The following is a 16,138-nucleotide window of genomic DNA, read 5'->3' on the forward strand; positions in this document are numbered from 1 at the left end:
CGACCACAGCACGCGCAGCGCGACCACGGCGTACGCCGCGACGAGAGGGACGAACGCGAGCATCCCCGGTGCCGGGTGACGCACCCACGCCGGGGTGTGTCCGGCGGTCAGCCACCAACCCGCGAACGCGGCGACGCCGACGGCAGCGATCAGCAGGGTCGCGCGCTGCTCGCTCACCGGTGCGAGATCGGCTCGACGGAGGAGATCATCGAGGCCGGGGGGCGAGTGCCGGATGACGACGAGAGCGACCACGATCGCGGCGATCGCGGCGACCGCGATCACGCCGGCGACGGGCGCCGGCAGGCGCCACGCGCCGAGCAGGACCGCGAGCTTGTCGCCCGGCGAGGTGCGGACGCCCAGTTGTCCTCCCGTGAGCACGAAGGTCTTGGTCATGTGCAGGTGCTCGACGTACCCGCCCGCTCCGAGGGCGAGAAGTGCCGACAACTCGACGAGCACCGTCGGGGCGATCACGAGCGCTGCGGGCACGATCAGTGCACGTAGCCGTGCCCCCCAGCGTTGGCCGGACCGAAGCACCAGCAGGCCGACGACGAAAGCGGGCACCGCGAGCAGACTGATCACCTTCGCCTGGACGGCGAGCCCGACCAGCAGACCCGCGAGCCACCGCCGGCGCCGGACCGCGATGACCGCCCACGCGAGAAGAGCCGCGGCGGGAATCTCACCCAGCACATCCGTCGGGCCCTGGATGGGTGACGGCGGCGCCGACGCGTCGAAGGCGAGCGCGACGGCGACCGCGGCAGCACCTGCCCACCGGCCGCCGACACGACGACTGGCGACGAAGAGTGCGGCAAGCAGCGCCGCGAAGAAGACGAGCGATACCAGTCGGGCCCCGATGACGAGGTCGGCGCCGAGCGCCATGACGGCCGCGACCGGCAGCAGCACGACCGGCCCGGTGGAGATCCGCGGGTCGAACGGTGTGAGGACGCTGCCCGACAGCGTGCCGTCGCTCGTGTAACCGAGGCCGCCCAGGAGATTCACCGGCACGGTGAGGTTGAACGCTTCGTCCTCCCAGAGGGAGGCGCGAGTGAGGCTGGATGCCGCGGCGAGCGCGGCGACGGAGACGAGCGCCGCGGCCGTCACCCAGAAGGCCACGTCGATCGTGCGTCGGAGTGCGGCTGAGGATGCCCCGGCATCCACCGCCATCATTCCGCTCCCCCGGAGCGGTCCGTCCACCCGACCTCGACCTCGCGCAACGGAGCACCGGGGCGCAGCGAGAGCCGCCACACCTCCCCCAATGCCTCGCGCGCGAACGAGCGGAGCCGCTTCGGGGGCAGCTTCGGCTGTCCCTCGGCATCCCACATCGTGCCACCGGCCTCATCACCCCGGCGCGGCAGGCTTCTGACGCTGACATAGCGCACGCGCATTCCGGATCGCGCCTCGGCGAGCGAGAAGTGCACGTGCGGCACGATCGCGCCGACGCCGACAGCGTCGACGAGCGGGCGAAGCGCCGAGGCGCGGTAAGCCCGCAGGGGCGTGTTGATATCGGGGATGGCGCGGCCGGCGAACGGACGCACGAGTACGCGGAGGCCGGAGCTCAGGGCGCGACGGTACCACGGGTCCTCCCTGTCACGGCGCACGCCGTGCACGACGTCGGCGTGTGTGGAGACCAGTGCGGCGACGACCCGCGGAAAGTCCTCGGCGCGGAACTGCCCGTCACCGTCGACGTGCACGATGACGTCGGCCCCGGTCTCGAGTCCTGCGCGATACGCGGCGAGTGCCGTGGGACCGTGACCGCGGTTGGCGGGCTGGGTGCGCACCTGGACCCCGTCGAGACCCAGCGCGGTGACGACGGATGCCGTCGAGTCCGTCGACCTGTCGTCGGCGACGATGATGTCGATCTGCGGCGCAAGAGAAGCGACGGACTCGTGGATCTCGCGGATGAACCCGGCGATGCCGCCGGCCTCATTGTACGCGGGCATGACGACGGCCAGATGTCGGATCGTCACGTCACGCCTTTCCTGTGTCCCGCGCCACCGATGTGTGCACGCGGCCCGGGTCTGCCGACCTCAGGTCGCTGTGCCCGGGAAGCCGACGAAACCAGGGAGATCAGAGCGACCAGGGCAACCTCTGTAGCGTACTCGATCGGCCCGTGGTGCACTCGATCGGACGGGACCACCCTGTACCGTGGAGGATCATGTCGTTGTCCGTGCGCGCCCGTCGCCTGGCCGGTATCGGTGCACGGTTCCTGACGGTGGGAGCCGTCAGCACCTTCATCGAGATCGCCGCCTTCAACCTCCTGTATCTGACCTTCGGGTGGGACGTCGTCGCGGCGAAGATCGCCGCGTCGCTGGTGGCGCTCGTCAACGCCTATGTCGGCAACCGGCAGTGGACGTTCCGGCACCGCGACCGTCGCCGGTTGTGGGTCGAGATCGTCCTGTTCGTCGTCGTCAACGTCGGGTGCACCGTCCTGGGGGTGCTGCTCGTCTGGGGTGGCGTCGAGCTGGTCGCCGTCGCTCTCGGGCGTCCTGCCGGACCCGTCGCCGTCAACGTGGTGAACCTGATCAGCATCGTGGTCGTGGTCGTGGCGCGCTTCTTCTTCTATCACGCGCTCGTCTTCCGCACCCGGGCGCCATCCCCTTCGGTTGCGGACGACGCCCGCGCCTGACATCTGCGGCGACGGGTGGGTGTTTCTGGCGCGGTCAGCGCTCGTGGTGGTCGGCGTTGTAGGCGTCGAGGACCTCGCCGATCCCGGCATCCAGCTTCAGGACTCCCTTGTCGAGGTAGAGACCGCGGGTGCAGAAGCGGCGCAGATCCTTCTCGTTGTGACTGACGAAGAAGAGGGTGCGCCCTTCGGCGAGCAGTTCGTCGATACGCCGATAGCACTTCTCGCGGAACGCCTTGTCGCCGACGGCGAGCACCTCGTCGACGAGCAGAATCGGTTCATCGAGTTGGGACACGACGGAGAACGCAAGACGCACCTTCATGCCGTTGGACAGGTGCTTGTACGGCATGTCGACGAAGTCGGCGAGCTCGGCGAAGTCGATGATGTCGTCGAACCGGCGCGACACCTCCGCTTTGGACATGCCATGCAGCCCCGCCGTGAGGCGCACGTTCTCGCGCACGGTGAGATCGCCGACGAAGCCGCCGGTGATCTCGATGAGAGGCGCCACTCCCCCGTCTACATCGACGGCCCCTTCGTCGGGAAGCAGGACGCCGGCGACGAGCTTGAGAAGCGTGGACTTGCCCTGCCCGTTGCGCCCCACCACACCGATCGCGTCGCCCCGCGTGACCTCGAAGGTGACGCCGCGCAGCGCCCAGAACTCATCAGGTCGATTGCGGCGAGCGGCGCCCGCGAAGAGGTCCTTCAGGCTGCGCCGACCGCGGCGATTGCGGCGGAACCGCACACCGAGGTCCATGACGCGGATCGCAAGCTCTCCCGCCATCACAGCTCCTTCAGGACGGCGGACTCGAGGCGACGGAAAACGAGGATGCCGACGAGGAGGATGCCGACGCTCATGGCGGCGCCGACGGTCACCGCGGGCGCGTCCCACTCCTGCGGAAACAGGCCGATGCGGTAGAGCGTGAAGATCCCGGCGAGGGGGTTCAGCACCGCCAGGTCTCGGAAGACGCCCGGCAGGTCGGCCACGCCGTAGACGATGGGTGTCGCGTAGAACAGCGCGCGCAGGATGAGGCGCGTCGTGCGCTCGAGGTCGCCCCACAGCACGCACAGCGGTGCGACGAGCAGGCCGAGACCCACGAGCAGCACGACCTGGAGCAGCACGGCCACCGGCAGCAGCAGCAGGCCCCAGCCGGCGGTCGCGCCCGCGAACACGGCGAACGCGGCGAGGACAGGCAGCGAGAAGAGGAACTCGACGCCCTTGCTGAGGACGATGCGGTTCACCCAGATCGACCGGGGGATCGCGGTGGAACGAACGAGGCGGGCGTCCTTGCTGAATGCACGCGTGAAGTCCGTGACGGCGGAGTTGAACCATACCCACGGCAGCAGGCCGCAGATGAGGAAGACGATGTAGGGCTGCGCGCCGATATCGCCGCGCTGGAACACCTGTGTGAAGACGAACCAGTAGATGACGCTCATCACCAGCGGATCGAGCACCGACCACAGGTATCCGAGCGCGCTCGTCGCGTACCGCACCCTCAGGTCGCGCGACGACAGCAACCACAGCGAGTGGAGGTAGCGCCGGGCGGAGCCAGGAGCGCCGACGGCGGCGGTGGTCACGTGGTCGAGTCTAGTTGCGGGGTCCACCGAGGTAGGCTTGCTCCCTGGTCCGTCGACCGCACTTTCGCCGATACGTCCGGAGCTTTCCCGTGTCCCACGTCCTGCAGAACGTCGTGCTTCCTCTCGACCGCGATCCCGACCTCCTTCCGCTCTACGTCGACCCGGAGACCTGGACCTCGATCGATGAGGAACCGGTGCGCGTGTCCAACCGTGCCCGGCTCGGTAACGTCCTGGGACGCACGCAGGCACGCATTCTGGAGGGTCGGCGCGTCTCTTTCGGCACCTACTTCAACGCGTTCCCCGCCTCGTACTGGCAGCACTGGACGACGGTCCGCTCCGTCACGCTGACCGTCCGCACGACGGGGCCGGCGACGATCCTGGTGTATCGCTCGACCGGCGCCGGTGTCTCGCAACGCATCGACACGAAAGAGGTCGCGGGAGCTGCCTCGACGTCGTTCGCACTCACTCTCGACCAGTACAGCGACGGCGGATGGATCTGGTTCGATGTCGCCGCCGATGAGGAACCGGCCGTGTTCGACGGGGCCGAGTGGACCACCGAACAGGAGCCGGCGCGTACCGGCAAGGCGAGTATCGGAATCACGACCTACAACAAGCCCGGCTACTGCGTCGGCACGCTACGCGCCCTGGCCGATTCGCCCGAGGCCCTCGATGTGATCGATCGGATCTTCATCATCGATCAGGGCGATCGGCGGGTGGATGCCGAAGCGGACTTCCCCGAGGTGGCCGAGCAGCTCGGCGACGCCCTCGAGATCATCACGCAGCCGAATCTCGGCGGCTCGGGCGGATTCGCGCGCGCCATGGCGAAGACTCTCGACCGACCTGACAGCGACTTCGTCCAGCTGCTCGACGACGACGTGAAGATCGAGCCCGAATCGATCCGCCGGTCGGTCGTCTTCGGTCGGTTTGCGGCGACCCCCACCATCGTCGGTGCGCACATGTTCGACCTGCTCGACCGCCCGAAGCTGCACGCCTGGGCGGAAGTCGTCGACGATCGCCCCTTCATGTGGCGCACGCTCTACCAGGAGCGCATGCCGCATGACTTCTCGGTCGCGAACCTGCGTCAGTCTCCGACGCTCCACATGCGACTGGATGCCGACTACAACGGGTGGTGGATGTGCCTGATCCCCACGGAGATCATCCGGGAGATCGGCCTCGCCCTCCCGGCGTTCATCAAATGGGACGACGCCGAGTACTGCCTGCGCGCGCGAGATGCGGGCTACCCGACGGTGTCGGTTCCCGGCATCGCCCTGTGGCACGTGTCGTGGGTCGGCAAGGACGACTCCATCGATTGGCAGGCGTACTTCCACGCCCGCAACCGCATCGTCGCCGGCCTCCTGCACTCCCGATCACCGGACGGCGGCACGCTGCTGCGCCACAGCCGCCGCATGGACCTGAAGCACCTCATGATGATGCAGTACTACCCGGTGGCTCTGCGTCATCGGGCGTTGCGGGACATCCTCTCCGGCCCGGCACACATGCACGCGGGGATCGCGAGTGCCATGCCCGCCGCCCGTGCGCTCGCGAAGGACTTTCCCGAGACGGTCGTCCACAAGGAGACAGGGGTGCCGTTGCGTTCCCGGCACGGGCGCCAGGTGTTCAAGCGCAGCAGGCGGCACGAGTTCGACAGCCCCACGGGTCTGCGGCTGCGCTGGTTCACGGTATCCACCCTGGTGTCGCACTGGCTGCATGCGCCGCGACCCGAGAATCTCGCCCAACCCGAGGTCGAGTTCGGCAAGGAGGACGCGCACTGGTGGCGCGTGCCCTACTACGACAGCGCTCTGGTGAGCGCCGCCGACGGCTCGGGCAAGAACATCTACACGCGCGATCGCGCCAAGTACCGCGCCCTGCTGTGGGACTCGGTCCGGCTGCACCGGAGGCTGCGCCGCAACTGGAGCACGCTGTCGCAGCAGTACCGATCCGCGGCCGCCGGACTCACCTCGGCCGAGGCGTGGCACGTCACCTTCGGGGATCGCTCACCGCGGGAGGCGTGACGATCAGGACAGCTGGTTGTTCCACATGGCGAGCGCCGACCCGATCGCCATGTGCATGTCGAGGTATTGATAGGTGCCCAGTCGTCCACCGAAGTGCACGTCCTTCTCACCGCGTGCCAGTTCTCGATAGGAGAGCAACCGCGCCCGGTCTTCTGGCGTATTGACGGGATAGTAGGGCTCGTCGGCATCCGACGCGAATCGCGAGTATTCGCGGACGATCACCGTCTTGTCCGACGGGTAGCGGTCCGCGCGCTCGGGGTGGAAGTGCTTGAACTCGTGGATGCGCGTGTAGGGCACGTCGGCATCCGCGTAGTTCATCACGCTCGTGCCCTGGAAGTCCGCGACGTCGAGCACCTCCTGATCGAAGTCGAGCGTCCGCCAGCTCAAGCGGCCCGCGGCGTCGTCGAAGTAGCGGTCGACCGGCCCGGTGTAGACGACGGGGAGCCGGCCCACCGTGGCCGCCTTGTTCAGCGGCTGGGATTCGTCGAAGTAGTCGACACCGAGCTTCACCTCGATGTTCGGGTGGTCCGCCATCCGCTCCAGCCAGGCGGTGTACCCGTCGACGGGGAGGCCTTCCCACGTGTCGTTGAAGTACCGGTTGTCGTAGGTGTAGCGCACGGGCAGGCGGCTGATGATCTCGGCGGACAGTTCGGTCGGGTCCGTCTGCCACTGCTTGGCCGTGTAGTCGCGGATGAACGCCTCGTACAGCGGCCGGCCGATGAGGCCGATGCCGCGCTCCTCGAGGTTCTTCGCGTTTCGCGGGTCGAACTCGCCGGCAAGCTCGTGGATGAGGGCTCGGGCCTGACCCGGTGTATAGGCCGCCTGGAAGAACTGATTGATCGTGCCGAGGTTGATCGGCAGCGGGAACACGACCCCCTTGTGGGTGGTGTACACGCGGTGCACATAGTTCGTGAACGCCGTGAACCGGTTGACGTACTCCCACACCGATGCGTTGGAGGTGTGGAACAGATGCGCTCCATACCTGTGGACCTCGATGCCGGTCGTCGGCTCGTCCTCGCTGTACGCATTCCCGCCGATGTGCGAGCGCCGCTCTACGACGACCACCTTGCGGCCGGACGCCGCGGCACGTTCTGCGATCGTGAGCCCGAAGAACCCGGAACCGACAATGAGGAGATCCATGGTGGTGCTTTCTGTCGTGGGCGCGCGGGCAGGCGGGCGAACGCATCGCGGTCTGCCTTCGGTTCACGACATCCGCCCGGACAACGATCATCTAGACTAACTCACTGTTGTCATCGAGCCCGGAGGTCGAGATTGTCTGAGGCTTGGGCGACGGCGATTCCCTCTGTGTTGATCGGCGTCGCCCTGCTGGCCGCACCGGGTGCAGCGGTCGTCGCCGCAGGCTGGGGCGTGCGCTCCGTGAAGGTCTGGCTCCTCGCACCGGCGCTGTCCGTCGCCATCATCGCCGTCGCGGCCACTGCGGCCCACATCGTCGGCCTCGACTGGTCTCTCGTCCCGGTCATCATCCTCACCGCGCTCACCGCAGCGGTGGCATTCGGCGTTCGCCGGTGGACCGGCCGATCGGCCGACACCCCCTCGTCCGGCGCCTCGTCCCGCGCCTCGGCGGCGGTGACGGTGGCCGGCATCGCCGCCGCCGGGACCGTGATCGCGCTGCAGCTGATGAGCGTCTTCGGCGGTCCCGAGAACATCTCGCAGACCTTCGACAATGTCGTGCACTTGAACGCCATCGCGCTGGCTCTGGAGTCCGGCGATTCGTCCGGGTTCGGGATCGGCGCCACCTCCCAGATCGACTGGTACCCGAACGGCTGGCACAGCCTCGTCACCCTCGTCGCGCAACTGGGCGGCGGCAGCGTCGCGCTCGCGGTAGGCGCCGCGAACATCGCGATCTGCGCCGTCGCGTGGCCGGCATCGATCATGGCCCTGACCGCGGTCGCCTTCCGCGAGCGCCCCGCAGCCCTCGGCGCCGCCGCAGCGCTCTCGACCGGTTTCGGGGCCTTTCCGCTGCTGCTCCTCTATTTTGGAGTCCTCTACCCGAACGCGACGGCGTACGCGATCCTCCCCGCCGGCATCGCGGCGGTGTGGCTGTTGCTGCGGGCGCGCGGGAGAAACGCGCTGCGCCAGGCGCTCCTGCTGTTGGTGATCTGCGCCGGAATCGGGCTGGCACACCCCAACGCCATCCTCGCCCTGTACGCGACGACCGTCGCGTGCGTGCTCTGGTTCCTCGCGGTTCGTGGTTGGCGCGGCGGCACTCGCCGTCACGCCGTGCTGGTGGGCGCGTCGATGCTGGCCTTCGTACTCCTGGGCGCGGTGATGTGGCGCTATGCCCGAACGAACGCCGAGATGTCCGGCTGGAGCGCATGGCAGAGCACGGCGCAGGCCTTCGGCGAGGCGGCCCTGGTCTCCCCCCGCGGATATCCCATCACCGTCACGACGGCGGTACTGCTCCTCATCGGGATCGCGATGGTGATCCGGCGCCCCGCACGCTGGTGGCAGGTGGGACTGCCTTTCGCAAGCGGAGCGCTCTTGTTCATCGTCGCCAGCGGGCTGCCGGTGGGCACGGTCATCCGCGATCTGCTCACCAACCCCTGGTACAACGACTCCTTCCGTCTCGCGGCGCTGCTCCCCGCGGTCGGCGTGCCGGTCGCTGTCCTGGGTGCCGTCGCGCTCGTCGACCTTCTCAGCGGCGGGCTTCGGCGCGTGCGCACATCCGACCTGCTGCGACGCTCGCTGCTCGTCCTCGCCGTGGCCGCGCTGTTCACCGTCGCCACCGGCGCCAACGTCACCGCGGTGATGAAGGATGCTCGAGCCTCCTATCGGCTCGATGCGACCTCGGCGCTGCTCACCGCCGACGAGGCTGCCGTGCTCGGTCGGCTCGACGAGACGACACCTGCCGATGCGCTCATCGTGACCAACCCCTGGACCGGCGGATCGCTGGCATTCGCCCTCGCCGATCGACAGGTCACGTCTCTGCACATCTTCGGCACGCGCAGCCCCGACCAGGAGTACCTCGACGCACACCTGAATCAGATCGACAACGATCCGAAGGTGTGTCAGGCCATCGCCCGGGTGGGCGCCGACTTCGTCCTGGACTTCGGTGACCGTAACGTGTTCGACAGTCCGGACTCCGGGCTGGAGCGCGCGGGCCTCAACGACCTCACACCGTCCTCGCACCTGGTGCTCGTCGACTCCCAGGGCGACGACGCCCGGCTGTTCCGCATCGAGGGCTGCTGATCGAGACATGAGCCAGATTTCCTTACCCCACGGCGCGCCAGCGCCCCTGAAAAGCTGACTCCGCCATGCGATCGAGATCCATCGCCGTCGCTTACGACTGCCTGTTCCCGTACACGACAGGTGGCGGAGAACGGCAGTATCGGTCCTTCGCCCGCTGGCTCAGCGCCCGCGGCGACGACGTCGACTACCTGACATCCCGGCAATGGGATGCCGGCGACCAGCCTCACGACGAGCCGTTCGCTGTCGTGCCCGTCTCGGGTTCGCTGTCGTTGTACGACGCCGAAGGTGTGCGTCGCCCGGCCGCAGCGGTGGCCTTCGCGTTCGGCCTCTTCCGTTCCCTGCTCCGGCGCCGCCGCGCCTACCGTGCGGTGATCGTGAGCGGGCTTCCCGTGCTCAACGTGTTCGCCGCACGAGCGGCTCTGCTCGGCTCCGGCACCATCGTCGTCGTCGACTACCTGGAGGTCTGGGGACGCCGGCAGTGGCTCGCCTACACCGGCACGATCACCGGGTCCGTCGCCTGGGTCATGCAGCGGCTCGCCATCGCGCTGACGCCGATCGCGTCGGCGCACTCGCAGCTGACGGCACGCCGACTGCGTGCCGAGGGGTTCCGCCGACGACTTCTCGTCAGCCCCGGCCTCATCGATCCCGCCGGAACCGCCACCCCGGCGGCGCCGGAGGCCGCCGCCGAGCCGCCGTACGTTCTCTATGCGGGACGCCACATCCCCGACAAGCGCGTGGAGTCGATCCCGGCTGCGGTGGCGCTCGCGCGGGCAACGCTCCCCGAGCTGCGCCTCGTGCTGCTCGGTAAAGGGCCGAGCACACCGGCCGTGGACGCGGCGATCGCAGCCGCCGATGGTGGCGAGTGGACCGACCGTCCCGGCTTCGTGACGCAGGAGAAGCTCGACGCCCTCATGCGAGGCGCGGCCGTTCTGGTCAACCCGTCGCGACGCGAGGGCTACGGCCTGGTCGTCGTCGAAGCAGCCGCGCACGGCACTCCCACGGTCCTCGTGTCGGATGAGGGCAACGCGTCGACCGAGTTGATCACCCCCGGAGTCAACGGTTTCATCGCGCCCTCCGCGCGGCCCGAAGACCTGGCAGCCGCGATCATCGACGCTGCCACCCGGGGCCGCGACCTGCGCCGTTCGACGCGCGCCTGGTACGACGAGGCCGTTGAGACGCGTACCGTCGAACGTACCGTCGATGCCATCCGCAGCGCGCTCGAAGAGCGCACCTCCGCCTGAACGACCCAGCGCGTCTACGCCCGAATACCGAAGGATCATCGTGAACCAGCCGTCTAGCCCCGAGCTGACGATCCTCATGCCGTGCCTCAACGAAGCGGAGACCCTCGGCATCTGCATCCGCAAGGCTCAGGGGTTCTTGCGGCGGACGGGCATCGCCGGCGAAGTGCTGATCTCGGACAATGGCAGCACCGATGGGTCCCAGCAGATCGCCACCGAGCTGGGGGCGCGTGTGTCGCACGCCCCCCGACGCGGGTACGGAGCGGCACTCATCAACGGCATCGAGTCCGCCCGCGGGCGCTTCGTCATCATGGCCGATGCCGACGACAGCTACGACTTCGAGCATCTGGAGCCGTTCGTCGAACGCCTGCGAGCCGGGGCCGACCTCGTGATGGGCAATCGGTTCGCCGGTGGCATCGCCCCCGGCGCCATGCCACCACTGCACAGGTATCTGGGCAACCCCGTCCTGTCCGCGATCGGCCAGGTGTTCTTCCGCCCGGGCGTCCGCGACTTCCACTGCGGTCTGCGCGGCTTCAATCGCCAGCGCATCCTGGATCTGGACCTTCAGACGACCGGTATGGAGTTCGCATCCGAGATGGTCGTGAAGTCGTCCCTCGCGAAGTATCGCATCGAAGAGGTGCCCACGCCGTTGCAGAAGGACGGGCGCTCGCGGCCCCCGCATCTGCGCAGTTGGCACGACGGATGGCGCCATCTGCGGTTCCTGCTGATCTTCGCGCCGCGGTGGCTCTTCGTCTACCCGGGCGTGGCCGCGTTCCTGGTGGGCGCCATCGCCGTGGGGGTGCTCTCGTTCGGCGGCGTGCAGATCGGTGCCGTGGGGTTCGATGTGACCACGATGGTCTACGCCAGCGCGCTGTGTGTGATCGGCTACCAGTCCTTGCTGTTCTTCTGGCTGACCAAGCTCTACGCCACCCAGGAGGGGTTCCTTCCGGCCAGCAAGCGGTACCGGTCGATCGTCGCCGGCTGGAGCGCGGAGCGCGGGCTGCTCGCGGGCCTCGCGATCTTCCTCGTGGGCGTGGCCATCGGTGTGATTCAAGTTCTGCGCTGGGGCAGCCTCGATTTCGGCCCGCAGGACGCCGCCGCGGTCGTGCGCATCGCCATTCCGAGTGCTCTGGGCATCATGCTGGGGTTCCAGACCGTCATGATGAGCTTCTTCTCCGGTGTCCTGGCTATTCCACGGCGTGAGGTGCGCGATGAGGCGCTCATCGAGACCTGAGCGCGCGAGCGCGACGGTCGTCGTGGACCTCCTCTCGTATACGGGAGGGCGCGGCGGTACCGAGACGTACGTGCGTGAGATCGTCACGAGGCTGCCGAATCTGATGCCGGACTGCGAGTTCGTCGCCCTCACCGGCCGTGCCGGCACGGCGCCGATCACAGCGTTCTTTCCCGGCGCCGTACACACCGTGGACTGGGTGGGCTCCGATCGTGTGAGCTGGGCGCTCGGCGCCGTGCTTCGTGTCGACGGCGTCGCGAGATCACTCGGCGCATCAGTGCTGTGGTGCCCAGCGAACTTCGGCCCGATCCACCGCGGCGCCCCCCGCGTCGTCACCGTTCACGATGCGATCTATCATGAAGCCGCGGGTCCACTGCTGCCACGCATCGTGAGCGCGCTGACGTCGTGGTTGGCCGCTCGCGCCGCCACGAGCGCAGATGCCATCATCACCGTCTCACATGCAGCGGCGGAAGCGATCTCTCGGCATATGCGCGTGTCCCCCGACGCCGTCACAGTCATTCCGAACGGCGCCAGTGACCCTGTGCCGCCGCACGAACCGTGGAAGGTTCTGGCTCCCCTGCAGATCACACCGGGTCGCCAGATCCTTCTCAGCACCGGAAACCGCCTGCCGCACAAGAACTTCGCCGGCCTGCTGCGGGCTCTTGCCGAGATCCCCGAGGAGACGCGGCCGCTCACCGTCATCACCGGCAGTCGAGCGGGGGACCCGTTGCTGTCACTGCGCGACTCCCTCGGACTGGCCGGGGATGTCGAGTTGCTCGGCTGGGTCGACGACCCGCAACTCGAGTCGCTGTATGCCGTGGCCGCCCTCTACGTGTGCCCCTCCCTGCTCGAGGGATTCGGCCTGCCCGTCGTTGACGCTCTCCGACGTGGCGTTCCCGTCGTCGCCAATGACATCCCCGTTCTCCGCGAGGTCGGCGGTTCGGCCGCGCGTTACGCGGATGCGTCGAATCCGGGCGCGCTGGCGAACGCGATCTCACATGCGCTCGCCCATCCTCCACAGCCCGCCGAACGCGCCGCGGGACGCACCTGGTCGGAACGCTTCAGCTGGGATGCCGCCGCGGCTGCGACCGCCGGCGTCCTGTACCGCACGGCCCGCGCTCCCCGCCGATTGCGCGCTGCCCAGTGAGCGAGATGACGTTGCGCCGACGCCTCATCGGCTTCATGGTCCCGCCGGTGCTGGCCGCCGTCTCACCGCTGATCGCCCTTCCCCTCGTCGCGCGCTCCGCAGGGCCGGACGGTTGGGCCAGCGCGATCGCCGGCGAGTCGGTGGGAACGTTCGTCGCCATCGTCATCGGCTACGGCTGGGCCGCGATCGGACCGGCGCTGATATCGGTCGCCTCGACGGATGCTGAGCGCGCGCGCATCTACCGCGAATCCCTCGTCGTTCGTCTCGTCATCGCCGTGATCGGGTTACCCGCTCTCGCCGTCATCTGCTGGGCCGTCGCGGCTCCCGGCTCGGAATGGCTGACAGTGCTCATGGGCACCCAGGGAGCGCTGATCGCCCTGTCGTTCACGTGGTACTGCGCGGGGGTGGGTGATCCGCGGACGATCATCCTCTACGACGCGATCCCGCGGGTGGCGATGACGATCGCTGCCACTGCGGTGATCGCGGCGACGGGGCTCGTGGTGCTCTACCCCCTCGCCGGCATACTCGTCACGATCGGTGGCACGGCCTTCTTCACGGCTCGCCTGCTGCGACGCAACGTCGGCCCGTGGCCTTCGGTTCGCGAACTGCCACGGCTGCTGAGAGCAGGTTTCCCGGTCGCGCTCAACGACGCCGCGCTGAGCGCCTACTCGAGCGTCCCCGCACCGTTGGTCAACGTCACCGCGCCGGCGACCGCCGCGGCGGGATTCGCCTCCGCCGACAAGATGTTCAAGCTCGGCAGCGTCCTGCCCTTCACGCTGGCCGGCGCGCTGCAGCGGTGGGTCGGCGAGGTCACCGGGCCTGAGCGCGCGCGGCGCCTGCGCCTCTCGCTGTCGGCTCATGCCGCTCTGGGCCTGGCGGGATGCCTCGGTCTGACCGGCCTGGGTCATTGGGTGAGCCTGCTGCTGTTCGGCGAGGCTGCTGCGGCGACCACCGCCGTCCTGGCCGTCATGGGCGTCGTGTTCCTGTTCCTGTCGCTGCGCACGTGCATGACGCGCCATATCCTGTTTCCCGCGAGCGGTGCGCGGGTCGTGGTACGAGTGACGCTGATCGCATCCGTGGTGGGCGTGCCGGTGATGATCGGCGCGGCGATCGCTCTCGGCCCCATCGGCGCGGCCTCCGGCTACGCCCTGACCGAGGGCCTCGCGACACTGCTGCTCTGGGGACCGTGCGCAGCAACCATGCGCGACCTGCGTCGGAGTGAGCGGGCCGTCGCCGATACCGACCTGCCGAGAGCGAACCCGAGAGATGAAGAGAACCCCGATGGCTGAGGATGAAGCCTCCCGAACTCCCCGCGTTGGTGCTGTCGTGCTGACGTGGCGCGACCGGTCGCAGACCGCGCAGTGCGTCTCGGAGCTCTTGACGAGCCCCGCGATCGTTCGCGTCGTCGCCGTCGACAACGAGGCCGATGGGACCATCACCGCGGCGCTTCCGGCTGACGCCCGCGTGTCCGTGGTGGAGCTGGCGCACAACACGGGGTTCGCGGTCGGAGTCAACACGGGCATGAGGGCGCTACTGCAGGATCCCGCCATCGAGCTGCTCCTCGTCATCAACAATGACGCGACGATCACGCCGGCGGGAATCGCCCTCCTCACCGAGGCGCTGTCCACCACGCCGTCCCTCGGACTCGTGGGCCCGCGGATCGTGACCCCGGAGGGCCGGGAGTTCTCGGCGGGTGGCGTCGTGAATCGGATCACGTGGGGGATCCGCCAGCCGCGTCCCGGTGAAGTGCCGGACTTCTTGACATGGGCATGCGTACTCGTCCGCCGAGAAACGCTCGACACCGTCGGGATGCTGGACGAGCGCTTCTTCATGTACTGGGAGGATGTGGAATTCGGCATGCGCGCCAGCGACCACGGCGTCGCGTTCGCCGAGGTCGCCGGGGCGCGACTCGTCCACGCGGTGTCTTCGTCGCACGCCCGGGCCGGGTCGCGGATCCTGGCCTACTCGAGCCAGGCATTCCGTCACTTCCTTCGTCTGCGCGGGGGCGCCACCCGTATCACGGGATACCTCCGTCTCCTCGCCAAGGTCATGTCGCGGGTGCTGGTCGGCGATGGCCGCGGTGCGCGCTATGTCATCGCCGGGTGGCGGATCGGCCGCCGAACCCCCGACCCTGCCTACCCTGCTCTCGACGCGCTCCCGTAGGGGCCTTCGATGCGACCTCCGGCACAATGACCTCCGGCACAATGGTGACGTGCAACTCGGATTCGTCGTCACCACGCTCGGCCGCATCGAGCCGCTCCGGATTCTCCTGACATCGCTGGAAGGACAGCTCTCCGAGGGAGATGCCGTCGTCCTCGTCGCTCAGCAACGCCAGTCCGAGGTCGCCGAGCTGGCCGCGGACTTCGCCGCTCGCGGCGTCCCGGTGAGCGCGACGGCGTCATCGCGTGGTGCCTCTCGAGGACGCAACACGGGCGTCGCCGCACTGCCGCCGGGACCGTTCGCGGTCGCGTTCCCCAACGACAACACCGTCTTTCCTGCCGGCACAGTGCCCGCCCTCCGGGCCGCCGCCAGCGATGCGGGCTTCATCGCCGGCGGGTTCGGTTCGTGGGACGAAAGGGGTCCGAAGACGACTCTCCCGCTCCCCGGAGCGACCTTCGACCGGTGGAACGCCTGGACGGTGATCGAGATGGGCATGCTCCTTCGTCGCGATCTGTTCGATCAGGTCGGCGGATTCGACGAGAGCATCGGACCCGGAGCCGATACCCCGTGGCAGGTCGCCGAGGGCACCGATCTGCTGCTGCGGGCGCTGGCCGCCCGACCCGAGCTCGCGCAGCGGTTCGTCTGGCTTCCCCCAGAGGTGCACGTGGACGGCATTTCGACCGGATTCGGACTGTCGACCGCGGAGCGACGTCGCAAACTTCGTGCCTATGGACGGGGCACGGGCTACGCGATGACACGGCACCGATATCCGCTGTGGTGGCGGGCAGCGTTCATCGGGGCCGGCCTGCTGTACGGGGTGCGCAATCCGCGGCCGATCACCGTCGGAGACGGATGGCCGATGTTCGTAGGACGGCTCGAGGGCGTGCTGGGGAGGACGTTCGGGCAGCGCCGCTTGGTGTCCGCCACACGGTGACTCGGTGAGAG

At 68.5% G+C, this 16,138-nt stretch carries 14 protein-coding genes; 9 read left to right on the forward strand and 5 right to left on the reverse strand.

The annotated features are described in order from the left end of the window. Both WBP48_RS09875 and WBP48_RS09880 read right to left on the reverse strand, forming a co-directional pair. The coding region (locus WBP48_RS09875) for a hypothetical protein (protein WP_424439660.1) at positions 1 to 1,191 on the reverse strand (1,191 nt) is incomplete at its 3' end. Continuing rightward, the gene (locus WBP48_RS09880) at positions 1,161 to 1,964 is read right to left on the reverse strand and encodes a glycosyltransferase family 2 protein (RefSeq protein ID WP_424439663.1); all 804 of its coding nucleotides are present in this window, start codon (positions 1,962 to 1,964) and stop codon (positions 1,161 to 1,163) included. The genes WBP48_RS09875 and WBP48_RS09880, both read right to left, overlap by 31 nt. 188 nt (positions 1,965 to 2,152) lie before the next feature. On the opposite strand from WBP48_RS09880, the gene WBP48_RS09885 reads away from it, so the two are divergent. Then, complete coding sequence (locus WBP48_RS09885; RefSeq protein WP_424439666.1) at positions 2,153 to 2,623, forward strand: GtrA family protein; 471 nt, start codon at positions 2,153 to 2,155, stop codon at positions 2,621 to 2,623. Between the two features lie 34 nt (positions 2,624 to 2,657). Here the strand turns inward: WBP48_RS09885 and WBP48_RS09890 are convergent, their stop codons facing one another. Together WBP48_RS09890 and WBP48_RS09895 are read right to left on the reverse strand one after the other, a co-directional pair. Further along, entirely contained in the window at positions 2,658 to 3,401 is a 744-nt protein-coding gene (locus WBP48_RS09890) for an ABC transporter ATP-binding protein (protein ID WP_424439669.1), read from the reverse strand. Next, positions 3,401 to 4,195: an ABC transporter permease gene (locus tag WBP48_RS09895; protein WP_424439672.1), complete on the reverse strand. Its 795-nt coding sequence runs from the start codon at positions 4,193 to 4,195 to the stop codon at positions 3,401 to 3,403. Before WBP48_RS09895 ends, WBP48_RS09890 begins: the two co-directional genes overlap by 1 nt. Before the next feature lie 89 nt (positions 4,196 to 4,284). Between WBP48_RS09895 and WBP48_RS09900 the strand changes: the two genes are divergently transcribed. After that, a complete protein-coding gene (locus WBP48_RS09900; RefSeq protein WP_424439675.1) occupies positions 4,285 to 6,207 on the forward strand; it encodes a glycosyltransferase in 1,923 nt (640 codons plus the stop codon). A 3-nt stretch (positions 6,208 to 6,210) separates the two neighbouring features. Here WBP48_RS09900 and glf read toward each other — a convergent pair whose 3' ends face one another. Beyond that, a complete protein-coding gene (gene glf / locus WBP48_RS09905) occupies positions 6,211 to 7,347 on the reverse strand; it encodes a UDP-galactopyranose mutase (protein WP_424439678.1) in 1,137 nt (378 codons plus the stop codon). A 165-nt stretch (positions 7,348 to 7,512) separates the two neighbouring features. On the opposite strand from glf, the gene WBP48_RS09910 reads away from it, so the two are divergent. From WBP48_RS09910 to WBP48_RS09940, 7 genes are all read left to right on the forward strand, one after another. Next, positions 7,513 to 9,417 carry a DUF6541 family protein gene (locus WBP48_RS09910; protein WP_424439681.1) on the forward strand — a complete coding sequence of 635 codons (1,905 nt, stop codon included), beginning with the start codon at positions 7,513 to 7,515 and terminating at the stop codon, positions 9,415 to 9,417. Between the two features lie 65 nt (positions 9,418 to 9,482). Next, positions 9,483 to 10,658: a glycosyltransferase family 4 protein gene (locus tag WBP48_RS09915; RefSeq protein ID WP_424439684.1), complete on the forward strand. Its 1,176-nt coding sequence runs from the start codon at positions 9,483 to 9,485 to the stop codon at positions 10,656 to 10,658. Between the two features lie 40 nt (positions 10,659 to 10,698). Next, positions 10,699 to 11,889 carry a glycosyltransferase family 2 protein gene (locus WBP48_RS09920; protein ID WP_424439687.1) on the forward strand — a complete coding sequence of 397 codons (1,191 nt, stop codon included), beginning with the start codon at positions 10,699 to 10,701 and terminating at the stop codon, positions 11,887 to 11,889. Further along, positions 11,867 to 13,033: a glycosyltransferase family 4 protein gene (locus tag WBP48_RS09925; RefSeq protein ID WP_424439690.1), complete on the forward strand. Its 1,167-nt coding sequence runs from the start codon at positions 11,867 to 11,869 to the stop codon at positions 13,031 to 13,033. The genes WBP48_RS09920 and WBP48_RS09925 overlap by 23 nt, the downstream gene beginning before the upstream one ends. Positions 13,034 to 13,038: 5 nt before the next feature. After that, positions 13,039 to 14,322 (forward strand): lipopolysaccharide biosynthesis protein, encoded by a 1,284-nt coding sequence (locus tag WBP48_RS09930; RefSeq protein ID WP_424439693.1) that lies wholly within the window; start codon positions 13,039 to 13,041, stop codon positions 14,320 to 14,322. Beyond that, positions 14,315 to 15,196, forward strand: a complete 882-nt coding sequence (locus WBP48_RS09935) for a glycosyltransferase (RefSeq protein ID WP_424439696.1) — start codon at positions 14,315 to 14,317, stop codon at positions 15,194 to 15,196. Before WBP48_RS09930 ends, WBP48_RS09935 begins: the two co-directional genes overlap by 8 nt. 49 nt (positions 15,197 to 15,245) lie before the next feature. Further along, entirely contained in the window at positions 15,246 to 16,127 is an 882-nt protein-coding gene (locus tag WBP48_RS09940; protein ID WP_424439699.1) for a glycosyltransferase family 2 protein, read from the forward strand. The last annotated feature ends 11 nt before the right edge of the window (positions 16,128 to 16,138 follow it).

Source organism: Microbacterium sp., assembly GCF_049661145.1.
Classification (GTDB): Bacteria; Actinomycetota; Actinomycetes; order Actinomycetales; family Microbacteriaceae; genus Microbacterium.

Excerpts from the sequence above, each read along its gene's own strand:
- WBP48_RS09885 (WP_424439666.1), top strand. The coding sequence starts at position 2,153 with ATGTCGTTGTCCGTGCGCGCCCGTCGCCTGGCCGGTATCGGTGCACGG.
- WBP48_RS09890 (WP_424439669.1), bottom strand. The coding sequence starts at position 3,401 with ATGGCGGGAGAGCTTGCGATCCGCGTCATGGACCTCGGTGTGCGGTTC.
- glf (WP_424439678.1), bottom strand. The coding sequence starts at position 7,347 with ATGGATCTCCTCATTGTCGGTTCCGGGTTCTTCGGGCTCACGATCGCA.
- WBP48_RS09915 (WP_424439684.1), top strand. The coding sequence starts at position 9,483 with ATGCGATCGAGATCCATCGCCGTCGCTTACGACTGCCTGTTCCCGTAC.
- WBP48_RS09925 (WP_424439690.1), top strand. The coding sequence starts at position 11,867 with ATGAGGCGCTCATCGAGACCTGAGCGCGCGAGCGCGACGGTCGTCGTG.
- WBP48_RS09930 (WP_424439693.1), top strand. The coding sequence starts at position 13,039 with ATGACGTTGCGCCGACGCCTCATCGGCTTCATGGTCCCGCCGGTGCTG.
- WBP48_RS09935 (WP_424439696.1), top strand. The coding sequence starts at position 14,315 with ATGGCTGAGGATGAAGCCTCCCGAACTCCCCGCGTTGGTGCTGTCGTG.